At 65.7% G+C, this 13,385-nt stretch carries 11 protein-coding genes; 9 read left to right on the top strand and 2 right to left on the bottom strand.

Features of this window, described 5'->3' with window-relative positions; genetic code table 11:
- Position 1: 1 nt before the first annotated feature.
- On the bottom strand, positions 2 to 1,234 hold the full coding sequence (locus AC1RJW_RS24610) for an efflux RND transporter periplasmic adaptor subunit (protein ID WP_493047278.1): 1,233 nt from the start codon (positions 1,232 to 1,234) through the stop codon (positions 2 to 4).
- A gap of 392 nt (positions 1,235 to 1,626) precedes the next feature.
- Here AC1RJW_RS24610 and AC1RJW_RS24605 point away from each other — a divergent pair, with 392 nt between their 5' ends.
- The gene (locus AC1RJW_RS24605) at positions 1,627 to 4,161 is read left to right on the top strand and encodes a sensor domain-containing protein (RefSeq protein ID WP_493047277.1); all 2,535 of its coding nucleotides are present in this window, start codon (positions 1,627 to 1,629) and stop codon (positions 4,159 to 4,161) included.
- Here the strand turns inward: AC1RJW_RS24605 and AC1RJW_RS24600 are convergent.
- Positions 4,158 to 5,135, bottom strand: a complete 978-nt coding sequence (locus AC1RJW_RS24600) for an endonuclease/exonuclease/phosphatase family protein (RefSeq protein WP_493047276.1) — start codon at positions 5,133 to 5,135, stop codon at positions 4,158 to 4,160. The genes AC1RJW_RS24605 and AC1RJW_RS24600 overlap by 4 nt on opposite strands.
- A 37-nt stretch (positions 5,136 to 5,172) precedes the next feature.
- On the opposite strand from AC1RJW_RS24600, the gene ybaK reads away from it, so the two are divergent.
- The 8 genes from ybaK (at position 5,173) to AC1RJW_RS24560 (ending at position 13,356) form a co-directional block, all read left to right on the top strand.
- Entirely contained in the window at positions 5,173 to 5,664 is a 492-nt protein-coding gene (gene ybaK, locus AC1RJW_RS24595) for a Cys-tRNA(Pro) deacylase (protein ID WP_326458013.1), read from the top strand.
- Between the two features lie 97 nt (positions 5,665 to 5,761).
- A complete protein-coding gene (gene plsY, locus AC1RJW_RS24590; RefSeq protein ID WP_493047275.1) occupies positions 5,762 to 6,406 on the top strand; it encodes a glycerol-3-phosphate 1-O-acyltransferase PlsY in 645 nt (214 codons plus the stop codon).
- A gap of 90 nt (positions 6,407 to 6,496) precedes the next feature.
- Positions 6,497 to 7,168, top strand: a complete 672-nt coding sequence (locus AC1RJW_RS24585; RefSeq protein WP_493047274.1) for a DsbA family oxidoreductase — start codon at positions 6,497 to 6,499, stop codon at positions 7,166 to 7,168.
- A gap of 70 nt (positions 7,169 to 7,238) precedes the next feature.
- A complete protein-coding gene (locus AC1RJW_RS24580) occupies positions 7,239 to 7,529 on the top strand; it encodes a DUF427 domain-containing protein (RefSeq protein ID WP_493047273.1) in 291 nt (96 codons plus the stop codon).
- Positions 7,530 to 7,577: 48 nt separating this feature from the next.
- Positions 7,578 to 8,540, top strand: coding sequence for a DUF2157 domain-containing protein (locus tag AC1RJW_RS24575; RefSeq protein ID WP_493047272.1), 963 nt, complete (start codon positions 7,578 to 7,580; stop codon positions 8,538 to 8,540).
- Complete coding sequence (locus AC1RJW_RS24570; RefSeq protein WP_493047271.1) at positions 8,537 to 10,198, top strand: GDYXXLXY domain-containing protein; 1,662 nt, start codon at positions 8,537 to 8,539, stop codon at positions 10,196 to 10,198. Before AC1RJW_RS24575 ends, AC1RJW_RS24570 begins: the two co-directional genes overlap by 4 nt.
- Before the next feature lie 53 nt (positions 10,199 to 10,251).
- Complete coding sequence (locus tag AC1RJW_RS24565; protein ID WP_493047270.1) at positions 10,252 to 11,496, top strand: metal-dependent hydrolase; 1,245 nt, start codon at positions 10,252 to 10,254, stop codon at positions 11,494 to 11,496.
- A gap of 108 nt (positions 11,497 to 11,604) precedes the next feature.
- Positions 11,605 to 13,356, top strand: a complete 1,752-nt coding sequence (locus AC1RJW_RS24560; RefSeq protein ID WP_493047269.1) for a cation:proton antiporter domain-containing protein — start codon at positions 11,605 to 11,607, stop codon at positions 13,354 to 13,356.
- Positions 13,357 to 13,385 lie beyond the last annotated feature (29 nt).

Here is a 13,385-nt window from a genome sequence, read left to right as displayed (position 1 = left end):
CTTAATCCTTCCGTGCCAGCACGGCCGCCGGCGCGGCAGGGGCCGTGGCGGGCGCGGCAAAGGTCACGCCATGGCCCGGTTTCACGCCATCGAGCTTGGCGATGATGACTTTCGCGCCCGGCACCAGGCCCGACTTGACCTCGGCATAGCCTTCGTCCTCGTTGCGCAGTCCCAGGGTGACGGGCTGGGCAACGACCTTGTTGTTCACCAGCGCATACACGACGGGCCCCTGCTTTTCGTTGCGCACGGCCGTCAAGGGCACCAGCGGCGCCACGGCCGAGCGCTCGGTGACGATGCTGCCCTTGGCGAACATGCCGCCGCGCAGCGCGCCGTCGCCATTGTCGACGGCGATGTAGACGAGCATGGCGCGCGAGCCGCTTTCGGTGGTGGGGTTGATGCGCGTGACCTTGCCGGCAAAGTCGCGCGCGCCGAAGCCGTCGACCTTGAAGTGCACGTCCTGGCCCAGCTTGATGCGGGGGATTTCCGCGCTGGGCACGGGTGCTTCCAGGGTCAGCTGGGCCAGGTTGACGATGGTGTAGACGGGCATGTCGGGCGCGACTTTTTCGCCCGCCTGCAGATGGCGCTTGCTGACGATGCCGGCCATCGGCGCGCGGATCACCGTGTCGGCCAGCGCGATGCGGGCGATATCGACCATGGCGGCGGCGGACTTGACGTTGGCGCGCGCCAGGTCGACCGAGTTTTGCGTCGTGTCGTAGGCCGTCTGCGAAATGTATTTTTGCTTGAGCAGCGCCTGGCTGTTCGCCTCATTCTTGGCCGCCATCGACAGGCGCGCCTGCGCTTCGTCCAGCATGGCTTGCTGCTGCGTCAGGCGGGCGCGCAGGTCGGCCGCATCCAGGCGCACGAGAACTTGCCCGTTGGCCACTTGCTGGCCTTCCTGCAAGGTCGTTTCCTGGATCACGCCGGAAACCTTGGCCTTGATGGTGGCCTGGGTCACGGGCGCCAGCGAACCGGACAGGGGCAGGCTGATGCTCAGCGCGCGCGCATCGATGGCGGCCACGTCGCCCTGCGCCAGTTCATGCACGGGCGTCTTGGCCTGCTCCTTTTTCTTGCTCGCTTGCAATTCGGCAGCCTTGGCCGCTTGTTGCTTCGATTGCATCACGGTCCAGCCGCCGCCGGCCAGGCCCAGCACGACGAGGATCAAGACGGGGGCGCGCCAGCGCCGGCGGCGCGTGGCGGCAAGGGGAGAGGCGGGGGGCAGGGTCTCGTTTTTCATAGGTTTTTTAGTCAGGAGCGGCGCAGGGGTTCGGCGCCAGGTCTCGGTGCGGCCGGCCTGCGGCGGGCCGGGGGAATTCGGGTAGCGCATCACCGTGGCGGCCGCAGACAACACGCCTGCCGCTGCGGCCGTTCACGGCGATGCGCATGTTGCCACTTTAGGAAGATTCAAGTCCGGCCGCCATCGTCGTGCGACAGATTGCACAAAATCGGGGCTGGAATGCAAAAAACGGCGACCAAAGACCACGGCCGGCATGCATGCCGTCCACGTCACGATGCTTGCGCCTCCTCAAGAAGCCGATTCGCCGGCGCGCAAGAATGGTCGGGATGGTTGCGCCACCGGACAGGCCATTTGCCCGCCGGTTGCCGCGCGGCCGCGCCACGGGGGGCCTGATGTCTGATCGGATTGTCGGAGCCGCCCCGTCGCCGGGCCGTTTGCTGGCCCCTGCCGAACCGCAGGCGGGGCCGGCCGGCAAGGCGCTGGACTTGCTGTCCATCATCGTTGCCGCCGTCGAACAGGCGCCCGGCCTGGCCGTGCGCGGCATCGACCGCGACGGCATCGTGCGCTACTGGAGCGCGGGGGCGGCGCGCCTGTATGGCGTGGCGGCCGAGCTGGCGCTGGGCCAGCCGTGGGCCAGGGTGGCTGGCTCGCTGCCCGGTGCCGCCACCTTGGGCGAGGAGGTTGCCGGCGAACTGGCGGCCGTGTGGGAAAGCGGCAAGGCGCGCGGCATGCGCCTGTGGAAGCTCGATGCCGACGGGGCCGCGCCGCGCTGTATCTGTTCCACCGTGTTTCCGGTCATGCAGTCCGGACGTGTGCGGCAAGTGGTGTGCATCGATGTCGACATCACGGCCAGCGGCCAGGATGGTGCGGCGCAGGGCGCCTTGTTGTTGATGGGAGACAATTTCCGCCAGTTGTACGACAAGTCGGCCGACGCCATCGTGCTGCTGCGCGACGAGCACATCGCCGAGGCGAATCCGGCCGCCATTGCCCTGTTTCAATGCGAAGACCGGACACGCCTGCTGGGGCGCCGCCTCAGCGACTTTTCGCCCCTGCGCCAGCCCGATGGCGAATTGTCCTCGTTGCGCGGCACGCAGCTGGCGGCGCAGGCCCACGCCGACGGCAATTGCCGCTACGACTGGCGTTATCAGACATGCGCGGGCCAGCTGTTCTGGGGCGAAGTGCTGCTCACGTCCGTCACGCTCGACCATACCTATCTGTTTTACGCCGTGATCCGTGATATTTCCTCACGCAAACTGGCCGAGCGGGCCCTGTACCTGTCGGCACAGGTGGTCGAGCATGCGCGCGAAGCCATCGTCGTGATGGACCCGCAGCAGCGCGTCGTCAGCATGAATCCCGCGTACAGCGAGATCAGCGGCTACAGCCTGGACGACATGCTGGGCAAGCCCTTCGTCCCGCACGGCGTCGAGCCGGACGCGCCCGCGTTTTTCGACCACGTGTGGGATGAAGTCGATGCCAACGGTTATTGGCAAGGCGACATCGTCGGCCAGCGCAAGGCGGGCGGGCGCTATCCGGCCTGGCTGTCGCTGACGGCCATCCGCGACCCGCAGGGGCAATTGAGCAATTACCTGGCCATCCTCAGCGATATCAGCGAGCGCAAGAAAAACGAGGAGCACACGCGCCACCTGGCCGAGCACGATTTCCTCACCGACTTGCCGAACCGCGTGCTGCTGCTGGACCGGCTGTCGCTGGCCCTGGCAGCCGCGCGGCGCAAGCTGAGCATGCTGGCCATCCTGTACCTGGACCTCGACCATTTCAAGCACATCAACGACAGCATGGGCCACCACGTGGGCGACTTGCTGCTCAAGGAAGTGGCGCGGCGCCTGGTGCGCTGCGTGCGCGGCGTCGATACGGTCAGCCGGCATGGCGGCGACGAGTTTGTCATCATCCTGGCCGAGGTGGGCGGCATCGACCAGGTGGCCCACGTGGCAGCCAGCCTGCTGCATGCCGTCACGCAACCCTATCAGCTGGGCGAGTATGAGTTGCATGTGTCGACTTCGATCGGCGTGGCGATCTTTCCCAGCGATGGCGACAGCATCGATACCCTCGTGCATAACGCCGACATCGCCATGTACCACGCCAAGGAAAGCGGGCGTAACAATTTTCAGTTTTTCAATGCCGAGATGAATGCGCAAATCGTCGAGCGGGCCAGCCTGGAGCAGGGCTTGCGCGAAGCGCTGGGGCGCGACGAGTTCGTGCTCGAGTTCCAGCCCGCGCTCGATGTTGCTAGCGGGAAAATCATTGGTGCCGAAGCACTGTTGCGCTGGCGCCACCCGCAACTGGGCCTGCTGCCGCCCGAGCGCTTCATTGCCGTGGCCGAGGAGTGCGGCTTGATGGTGTCGATTGGCAACTGGGTGCTGCAGCAAGCCTGCCGCCGCGCGCGCACCTGGCACGATGCGGGCCATGCCTGGAGGGTGGCCGTGAATCTGTCGCCGGCGCAATGTCTGCACAACAACTTATTGCTCAGCGTGCAAGAGGCGCTGGCCGTGTCGGGCTTGCCCGCCGCCTGCCTGGAACTGGAAGTGACGGAGTCCTTGCTGATGAAGGGCGGCGCGCGCCTGGCCGGCGTGCTGGCGCAGCTGCGCGCGCTGGGCGCCAGGCTGGCCATCGACGATTTCGGCACCGGCTATTCGCGCCTGGCCAATCTGCGCCATTATCCGGTGGACCAACTCAAGATCGACCCGTCGTTCCTGCCTGCCGCGGCCGATGGCGCGGCAGGCGAGTCCGACACGGCCATCGCCGCCACCATCATCGCCATGGCGCGCGAACTGCAATTGACGGTGATCGCCGAAGGCGTGGAAACGGCGCAGCAGCTGGCGTATCTGCGGGGGCAGGGCTGCCAGCAATACCAGGGGCGCTTTGCCAGCGCGCAAGTCGCGGGCAGTGTTCTGGCGCAGTTATTGAATTAGTGAATGTTTCCCAGCAGCTTGATGCGTGCCAGCACCTGGCCATGGTCGGACGCATGCGGCAGGCCCAGCAGCAAATGATCGTTGAGATAAGTCACTTCCTGCAGCACGCCGATGGCGCGCGGCGAGGCTGGGTGGAAATGCTCGGACACGAGGATGTGGTCGATCGTCATGTAGGCGCTGTCGTGGATATTCGTGTAGCCCACGTGGCGCAGGGCGTCCTGGCGCTGCTGGATGGCGTTGGCGTCGTACAGGCGCGCGCGCATTTCCATGCCCGGTTCGCACGGCGCGCCGGCGCCCATGACGATGGACGTGGTGACGGCATTGGCGATGTCGTTGAAGTCGCCCAGCACGATGCGGGGACGGCCAGTGTGGCCCAGCTCGCTTGCCAGCACGCGCAGGGCCACGGCTTCCGCGCCGCGCCGCTGCAGCGAGCGCAGGTTGGCCAGCGCGTAGGCGGCGGCATCGTTGCCGTCGCCATGGCGGTAGTCGGGCCGGCGCGATTTCAAATGCACGACGACCACATCCGTGAGTTGTCCTCCCGGCAAGATGACCTGGACGTGCAGGGGCGCGCGGGCGAAGCGGCAGGCGTTGTCGTCGGCGGCCTGGCTGTCGGCGGGCACGGTCACGCCGGCGGGAAAATTTGCCCAGGCAACACCGTCGCCGGCCAGCGGCAGGCGCGATACGAGCGCCACCGTGGGCAGCATGCGTCCGGCAATATCCGTCGCATCGTAGCCGGCCAGGGTAGCTGCGCGGTAGTGGCGCGTGCGCGACAGCACGTCGCGCAGGGCCGCTTGCGAGAAAATTTCCTGGAAACCGATCACGTCGGCGTCGAGCAGGTCGATCTGCCGCGCCGTCCATTCCGCCTTGGCCTCGTATTGCGCCGGGCTCAACGGTTCCAGGTTGTCATACAATTTCGCCCCGGCGGGGGCCAGGTTGCAGACATTGAATGTGGCAAAGCGGATTTCTTCCTGCATAATTAGCACTCCTCACTGAACGATCAGCGTATCACGCATGGCTAAAAAAGAGCATATTTCCGAAACCCAGGCGACGCAGCTGCTGCGCAAGCATCAAGTTTCCTTCGAAGAACACCCGTATCCTTACGAGGAGCACGGCGGCACCAGCGTCTCGGCGCGCGAATTGGGCGTGCCGGAACATGCGGTGATCAAGACCCTGGTGATGCAGGACGAGGCGGCCAAGCCGATGATCGTGCTCATGCATGGCGATTGCAAGGTGTCGACCAAGAACCTGGCGCGCGGCATCGGCTGTAAGTCCGTCGAGCCGTGCAAGCCCGAGGTGGCGCAGCGCCATTCCGGCTACATGATCGGCGGCACCTCGCCGTTCGGCACGAAGAAGGCCATGCCCGTGTATGTGGAGCAATCGATCCTGGAGTTGCCGCGTATCTACATCAATGGCGGGCGGCGCGGTTTTCTCGTCTCGCTGGCGCCGCAGGTATTGCTCGACTTGCTCAAGGCCAAGCCGGTGCAGTGCGCGCTGCAAGATTAAGAAAACCAGACGCCACCCTGTCCCAGGACAGGGCGCTGGTGTATATTCTGCTGCGCCAGCCTCGACGCTGGTGTAATAAACACAATAAAGGGAAGAAATGAATCCAGTAATCACAACCGTGGCAATGACAGTGGCCGCTTACTTGCTCGGCTCGATATCGTTTGCCGTGGTGATGAGCAAGGTCTACGGCATTGCCGATCCGCGCACCTATGGCTCGAAAAATCCGGGCGCCACCAACGTGCTGCGCAGCGGCAACAAGGGCGCCGCCATCATGACCCTGCTGGGCGATGGCGCCAAGGGCTGGCTGGCCGTGTTCCTGGCCGACCATTTTGCCACGGCGCTCGGCGTGGGCGACACGGCCGTGGCCCTGGTGGCCATCGCCGTCTTCCTCGGCCATCTGTGGCCCGTGTTCTTCCGCTTCGTCGGCGGCAAGGGCGTGGCCACGGCCCTCGGCGTGTTGCTGGGCATTAATCCCTGGCTGGGCCTGGCGACCCTGGCCACCTGGCTGATCATCGCCTACGCCTTCCGCTATTCCTCGCTGGCAGCGCTGGTGGCGGCCCTGTTCGCGCCGTTTTACTATGGCTTGCTGTTCGGCGTCGATCCCATCTTGCTGGCCGTGATTGTCATGAGCGTGCTGCTGGCGTATCGCCACAGCCAGAATATCGCGAACTTGCTCTCTGGCAAGGAAAGCAAGATCGGCGGCAAGAAGGATGCGGCCAAGGCGCCCGTCAAGAAAAAGTAAGCGCTTGATTTCCCGCGGCCCGCACGCATATGCAGTGCTTGCGCCGCCGCGCGGTGCGGCCGCCACCGACTCGCGCAAAGGCTGCCCACCATGACCGTTTCCACCACCTCCGCCACACCCGCTCCTATCCGTATCGATTTCGTTTCCGACGTTTCCTGCCCCTGGTGCGTGATCGGCCTGAAATCGCTGGAGCAGGCGCTGGACAAGCTGGACGGTACCGTCCAGGCCGAGATCCATTTCCAGCCCTTCGAGCTGAACGCCAATATGCTGCCGGAAGGCGAGGATATCGGCGAACACATCGCCCGCAAATACGGTTCCACTCCCGAACAGATGGCGCAGTCGCGCGAAGCGATCCGCGCACGCGGCGAGCAGCTGGGCTTTACCTTTGCCATGGACAAGCGCGGGCGCATCTACAACACCTTCGATGCGCACCGCCTGCTGCACTGGGCCGAGATCGAAGGGCGCCAGAAAGCATTGAAAATGGCGCTGTTCGATGCGTATTTCACGCAAGGCCAGAATCCCTCGTCGCACGAGGTGCTGCTGAAAGTCGCGGGCGACGTGGGCCTCGATACCGCGAAAGCGGCCGAGGTGCTGGCGTCCGATGCGTATGCGGACGAGGTGCGCGCGCAGGAGCGCTTCTACCAGCAGAACGGCATCAACTCGGTGCCTGCCGTCATCATCAACGAGCGCCACCTGATTTCCGGCGGCCAGCCGCCCGAAGTGTTTGAGCAAGCCTTGCGCCAGATCATCAGCGGCGCCTGAACGGGGCGCCAATGGCGCGCGCCATGGCGGGCATTTTCGGCTACACTCGGCGCAGAGGGAGGATAGTCAAATGCCAACAGCCAGCTGGAATGGCGCCGTCATCGCGCAAGCCACCGATGCGCAGGTGCAAGTCGTTGAAAACAATGTATATTTTCCTTTGTCGGCGGTGACGCAGGAGTACCTGCGTCCCAGCAGCCACACGAGCATCTGCCCGTGGAAGGGCACGGCCAGCTATTACGACCTCGTCGTCGATGGCCAGACGAATGCCAACGCGGCCTGGTATTACCCCCAGCCAAAGGATGCCGCCAAGCAAATTGCCGGCCATGTCGCCTTCTGGCGCGGCGTGAGCGTCGAGCGCTGACCTGACGCCCCCCATTCCCTGACAAAGCCCTGACAAAGAAAGCAGACGATGGATCTACGCCTCGCCGTGTACCAACTCGCCTCGGCCCATGCGCTCGATGCCCAACAAACCCGGCAATTGCAGGAAGTGGCCGGCTTCCAGCGCGAACCGGCGCGCCTGGCCTACTGGCTGCCGCGCGGCGTGGCCGTGCTGGGCGCCGCACTGCTGGGCATGGGCTTGATCTGCTGGGTCGCCGCCAACTGGGAAGACCTGGGCCGCATGGGCCGCTTTGCCCTGCTGCAAGGCGTGTTTGCCGCCGCCTGCGTGGGCGCCTTCGCCGTGCCCAAGGCGCGCGTACCGCTGCTGCTGATGGCCTTGCTGGCCATCGGCGGCCTGTTCGCGTATTTCGGCCAGACCTACCAGACGGGCGCCGATCCGTGGCAATTGTTCGCCCTGTGGGCCGTGCTGGCCTTGCCCCTGTGCCTGGTGGCGCGCAGCGACGTGCTGTGGACACCGTGGATGCTGATCTTCTCGACGGCCGCCGCCCTGTGGATGCAGGCGCATGCGCACCACAGCTGGCGCATCGATTCGGCGGACCTGACCATTTTCGTCAGCGGCTGGCTGGCCGTGCTGCTGGCCTGTGCGTTTGTCTCGCCCCTGCTGGCGCGCTGGACGGGCGCCGGCGTCTGGGCCTTGCGCCTGGGCCTGGTCCTCGCCACCATCCTTATCACGGGCACGGCCGTCACGGCCCTGTTCGGCAGCGAAGTCGAATCGCCGTACTGGGCCGGGCTGGGTTTGCTGGCCGTCGCCGGCGTCCTGCTGGCCCTGCGTCAGTTCTTTGACGTGTTCGGCCTGAGCGCCGTTGCGCTGGGCGTCAACACCTTGCTGGTGGGCGGCCTGGCGCGCGTGCTGCTCAATGGCGGTAATGGCGATGGCGTCGGCCGGCTGGCCATGCTGGGCTTGTTTGCGGCCGTGCTGCTGGCGCTGACCGTGCAAGGTATTCTGTGGCGCACGCGCCAGGAGGCGGCATGAGCAATATCAACAGTCAGCGCGACGATGCGCTCGCCAACCTGATCGACGACGCCACGCGCGCCGGCCTGCTGCCGCCTGGCGCCGCCCGTCCCGTGCAGGATGTCCGGCCGTGGCCGCTGGTGCTGATGACGGCCTTCGGCGCCTGGCTGGCCGCCATCCCCCTGGTCCTGGCGCTGGGCGCGGGCCTGGAAAGCGTGGTGCGCCACGGCCCCGGCGCGTATGTCGTCGCCGCCATCGTGCTGCTGGTGTCCGTGCTGCTGATCCGCACGCGCGGCGTGGCGCTGTTTGTCGAGCAGCTGGCCGTGCCCTGCCTGCTGGTGGGAGGCGCGTTGCTCGGCTATGCCCTGTTCCGCGATTATTCCACGCAGACGGCATCGCTGCTGATGTGCCTGGCAACCCTGGTGGTAGCCGCCGCCTTGCCGCGCGACTGGCTGCGCGTGCTGCTGGGACTGGTCGCCTGCGGCTTGCTGGGGCTGGGCATCATCGACAGCACGCGCGACTGGATTTTCGAGAACGACCCGACGCAGCTGTATCTGGCCTGGATGCTGGCCCTGGCCCTGTGGCTGGCCGCGCACTGGCTGCAGAAGCAGGCCTTCAACGATGGCCGCGGCGCGCCCATCGCCGCCTTCCTGGAATCGCTGTCGACGGGGTGGGTATTGGCCACCTTGCTGGGGCTGGTCTTCTGGTCCGGCATGACCTTCATGCTGGGCGGTGCCTTGGGCGGTGGCTTCACGGGCGACGTGGCGCGCGAAGTGACCCGGCACCAGGCCGGTGCCTGGTATGCGCAAGCGTTGAACGGCATCTCGCTCGTGCTGGCCACGGCCGCCGCCGCCTGGACGGGCTGGCGCTGGCCGGCGCTGCGCCAGTTGCCCGCCATCGGCGTGGCCCTGGTGCTGATCGTGCTGGCGTGGTTCATGCCGGCGCTGGGGCCCGTGCTGCTGATCCTCGCGTATTGCGTGACGAGCGGGCGTACACGCGTGGCCGTGGCCGCTGCGCTGGCGGCGGCGTGGATCATCGGCAGTTTTTACTACCAGCTGGCCTGGCCGCTGGCCAGCAAGGCGGCGCTGCTGGCCGTGGCTGGCGCCGTGCTGTGCGCCCTGTCGTGGCTGGCCACGCGCGGCGCCGTGCTGCACCTGGTGGAAAGCAAGCCGGCGGGCGTGGCGGTCGAACGCCGCTTCTTGCGCCTGGGCGTGCTGGGCGGCTTGCTGCTGGTGTTGCTGGTCGCCAATGGCGGCATCTGGCAGAAAGAGCAGCTGATCGCCAGGGGCGAGGCCATCTTCGTGGCGCTGGAACCCGTCGATCCCCGTTCGCTGATGCAGGGCGATTACATGCGCCTCAATTTCGTCAACCTGGGCGTCCTGAGCACGTTGGCCAGCGTGGAGCGGGCGCCGGGCCGGCCCCTCGTGGTGGCCAGGCGCGATGCACGGGGCGTGGCCGAACTGCTGCGCCCGTACACCAAAGAGGCGCTGGCTCCCGGCGAATTCCTGCTCGAGCTGACGCCGAAGGATGGCAACTGGGTGCTGGTCAGCGATGCCTGGTTCTTCAAGGAAGGCGAGGCGGCGCGCTGGGAAAAGGCGCGCTATGGCGAGTTCCGTATCCTGCCCGATGGCCGTGCCTTGCTGGTGGGCATGCGCGGCGAGCAGCTGGAGAAACTGTAGCGCAAGTAGTCGTGCAAGAGCGCGCCAGGGCGGCCATCCTGTAAAATTGCCCGATGGATAATATTACGCATTCGGTCATCGGCCTCGGGGTCGGCGAACTGGTACACCGCAGCCTGCCGCCCGAGCCGCAGCCCCCCGCCCAGCGCACCCGGCGTGCGCTGTTTTTGTTTTCGGCCTGGTTTGCCAGCAATGCGCCCGACCTGGACCTGGTGCTGACCAGGCTGCTGCCGCGCCCGTTCGGCTACATGCTGCACCACCGCGGCCATACGCATACCTTGCTGCTGGCCTTGCCGCAGGCGCTGCTCTTGCTGGCCCTGCTGTGGCTGCTGTGGCCCGGCGCCCGGCGGCTGCTCAAGGAAAGCGTGCCCGCCCGCATCGGCCTGGCGGCTTGTCTGCTGATGGGATTTTGCTTGCACATGGGCATGGATTTCCTCAATTCCTATGGCTTGCACCCGTTCTACCCGTTCAACAGCCGCTGGCTGTACGGCGACATGGTCTTCATCGTCGAACCCATGTTCTGGGTGCTGCTGGGCGTGCCCGTGATCATGTCCTTGCACTACGGCATCGTCAAAAGCGTGCTGCTGGCGGGATTGGCGGCGGCCCTGTGTTTCTTTACCTATAAAACCTACCTGGCGCCCGGCGCGCTGGCCGTCTTGCTGGGACTGGGCGTGGTGCTGGCCGTGCTGCAAGGGCGGGCCGGCGAGCGGGGGCGGGGAGCGTTGCTGCTGGCCTTCGCGCTGGCGGCCACGTTCATCGGTACGCAGGGCGTGGCGTCGGCCATCGGCCGCGGCCGCATCGAGGCGGCCGTACAGCGGCTGGACCCCGGCACGCGCGTGTGGGACGTGGCGATGACGGCGTTTCCCAGCCATCCCCTGTGCTGGATCTATGTCTCGCTCGACAGCAAGACGGACGTGTATACCCTGCGGCGCGGCACCCTGAGCCTGCTGCCCGGGGCGCTGGCGCCCGCCGCCTGTCCGGCCGGCCTGGCCGAGACCAGCAAGCAGGGCCGGCAACTGGCGCCCGGCATCGCTGTCTCCGCCCAGGCAGCCGGCAGCCTGGCCGCCTTGCGCGCCTTGCAGGAAGACAATTGCTATGTCGACGCCTGGTTCCGTTTTGCCCGCATGCCCAGGTTGAATGCGGACAAATTGACGGACGTACGCTTCAATCCCGGCATGTTGCCCAATTTTACCACCGTGGAACTGCAGCAATTCCGCAGCCGGCCGTGTCCCGCCTACGTGCCGGGCTGGGACCGCCCCCGTGCCGACATGCTGGCGTTGCCGAAAGAGGATGGCAAGTAGCGGATATGTTGCTCTGTGGAAAAAAATATCGTGTGTGCACTTACTTCGCCATGGCCCAGCATGCGACAATTATCAATTCGGCATGGATGTCATTAAGTTAGGATTATCTTGGAAGAGCAACACGCCTTACCGTATTTGCGGGAAACCCTGCTGTTTCTCGCCCTGGCCGGGATTTTTATTCCGTTATTGCAACGCCTGAAAGTCAACCAGGTCCTCGGTTTCCTGGCCGTCGGCTGCCTGTTCGGCCCGTTCGGCTTCGGCCTGTGGGCGGGCGACTTTACGTGGCTGACGTATTTCTCGTTCGTGCGCGCCGAGCAGGTCAGCGGCCTGGCCGAGCTGGGCGTGATGTTCTTGATGTTCATGATCGGCCTGGAATTGTCGACGGAACGGCTGTGGGCGCTGCGGCGCTGGGTATTCGGCGCGGGCGTGGGGCAGGTGGCCGTCAGTGCCTGCCTGATCGGCAGCGTCGCGTATTACTTCGGCCTGTCGCTGGAAGCGTCCATCGTGCTGGGCCTGGTGCTGTCGCTGTCGTCCACGGCCGTGGTGATGCAGCTGCTCACGGACCAGCGCTCCCTGCAGACGCCGGCCGGCCAGGCGGGCTTTTCCATTCTGATGTTCCAGGATTTGATGGTGGTGCCGCTGTTCATCCTGATCGACGTGTTTGCCAGCGGGCGCAGCGACGACCTGGCCTACCTGCTCAGCTTTGCGGCCGTGAAATCGGCGGGCGCCATCCTGCTGATCTATCTGCTCGGGCGCCGCGTGATCCGTCCCCTGTTCCAGTTTTTCGTCAAGAAACGCCAGCCCGACGTGTTCATGGCATTGACCCTGCTCAGCACCCTGGGCATCGCGGGCCTGACGTATCTGGCGGGCCTGTCGATGGCGCTGGGCGCCTTGCTGGCGGGTTTGCTGCTGGCGGAAACGGAATTTCGCCACGAAGTGGAAGTGACGATCGAGCCGTTCAAGGGTTTGCTGATGGGCCTGTTCTTCATGTCGGTGGGCATGCAGATCGACGTGCGCGAAATCCTCAAGTCGCCCGTCTTGATTCCCTTGGCCGTGCTGAGCCTGTTTTTCCTGAAGACGCTGGTTATCAGCGTGATTTTCCGTATCGGCGGCTTTCACTGGGGGCGCGCCGTGGAAACGGGCGTGCTGCTGGGACAGGGCGGCGAATTTGCCTTCATCGTCGTCGCGTATGCGCTCGGTACCAGGCTGATCGGCCCGCAGGTGGCGCAGTTTGTCATGCTGGTGGTGGGCTTGAGCCTGTTCGCCACGCCGGCGCTGGCCAAGGCGGCGCGCGCCTTCGGCAACTGGTGGGAACAGCGCCACCACCATCAGCTGGCCGACCTCGCGCACGGCGCGCTGCCGCCGCAGGGCAGCACCGTCATCATCGCCGGTTTCGGCCGGGTGGGGCAGTTGCTGGCCAAGGTGTTGACGGAGCAGGATATCGCGTATGTGGCCATCGAAAATGATGCGCGGCTGGTGACGACCCTGCATCCGCGCGGTTTCCCCGTGTATTTCGGCGACGCGTCGCGCGCGGAACTGTTGCAAAAGGTCAATGCGGACCGGGCCGCGGCCGTGGTGCTGACGATGGACCATGCGGCGTCCGTGCTGCACGCCGTCAAATCGATCCGCCGCGAATATCCGCTGCTGCCCGTATATGCGCGCGCCCGCGACGAGGCGCATGCGGTGGCCCTGATACAGGCGGGCGCCACCCTGGTCGTGCCCGAGGCGCTGGAATCGGCGCTGCAGCTGACGGCTACCGTGCTGCACACGGTAGGCCTGTCGGAAGCGCGCACGACGGACATCGTGCAGGCGGAGCGCGACCGGCGCAATGCCGTGCTGCTGGCGAAAAAATTGTCGTAGGGAAAATCTTCACGCAAACGTGCGTGTCG

This window comes from Janthinobacterium sp. GW822-FHT07A03 (assembly GCF_058798815.1).
This window is presented reverse-complemented; position numbering and strand designations above follow the sequence as displayed.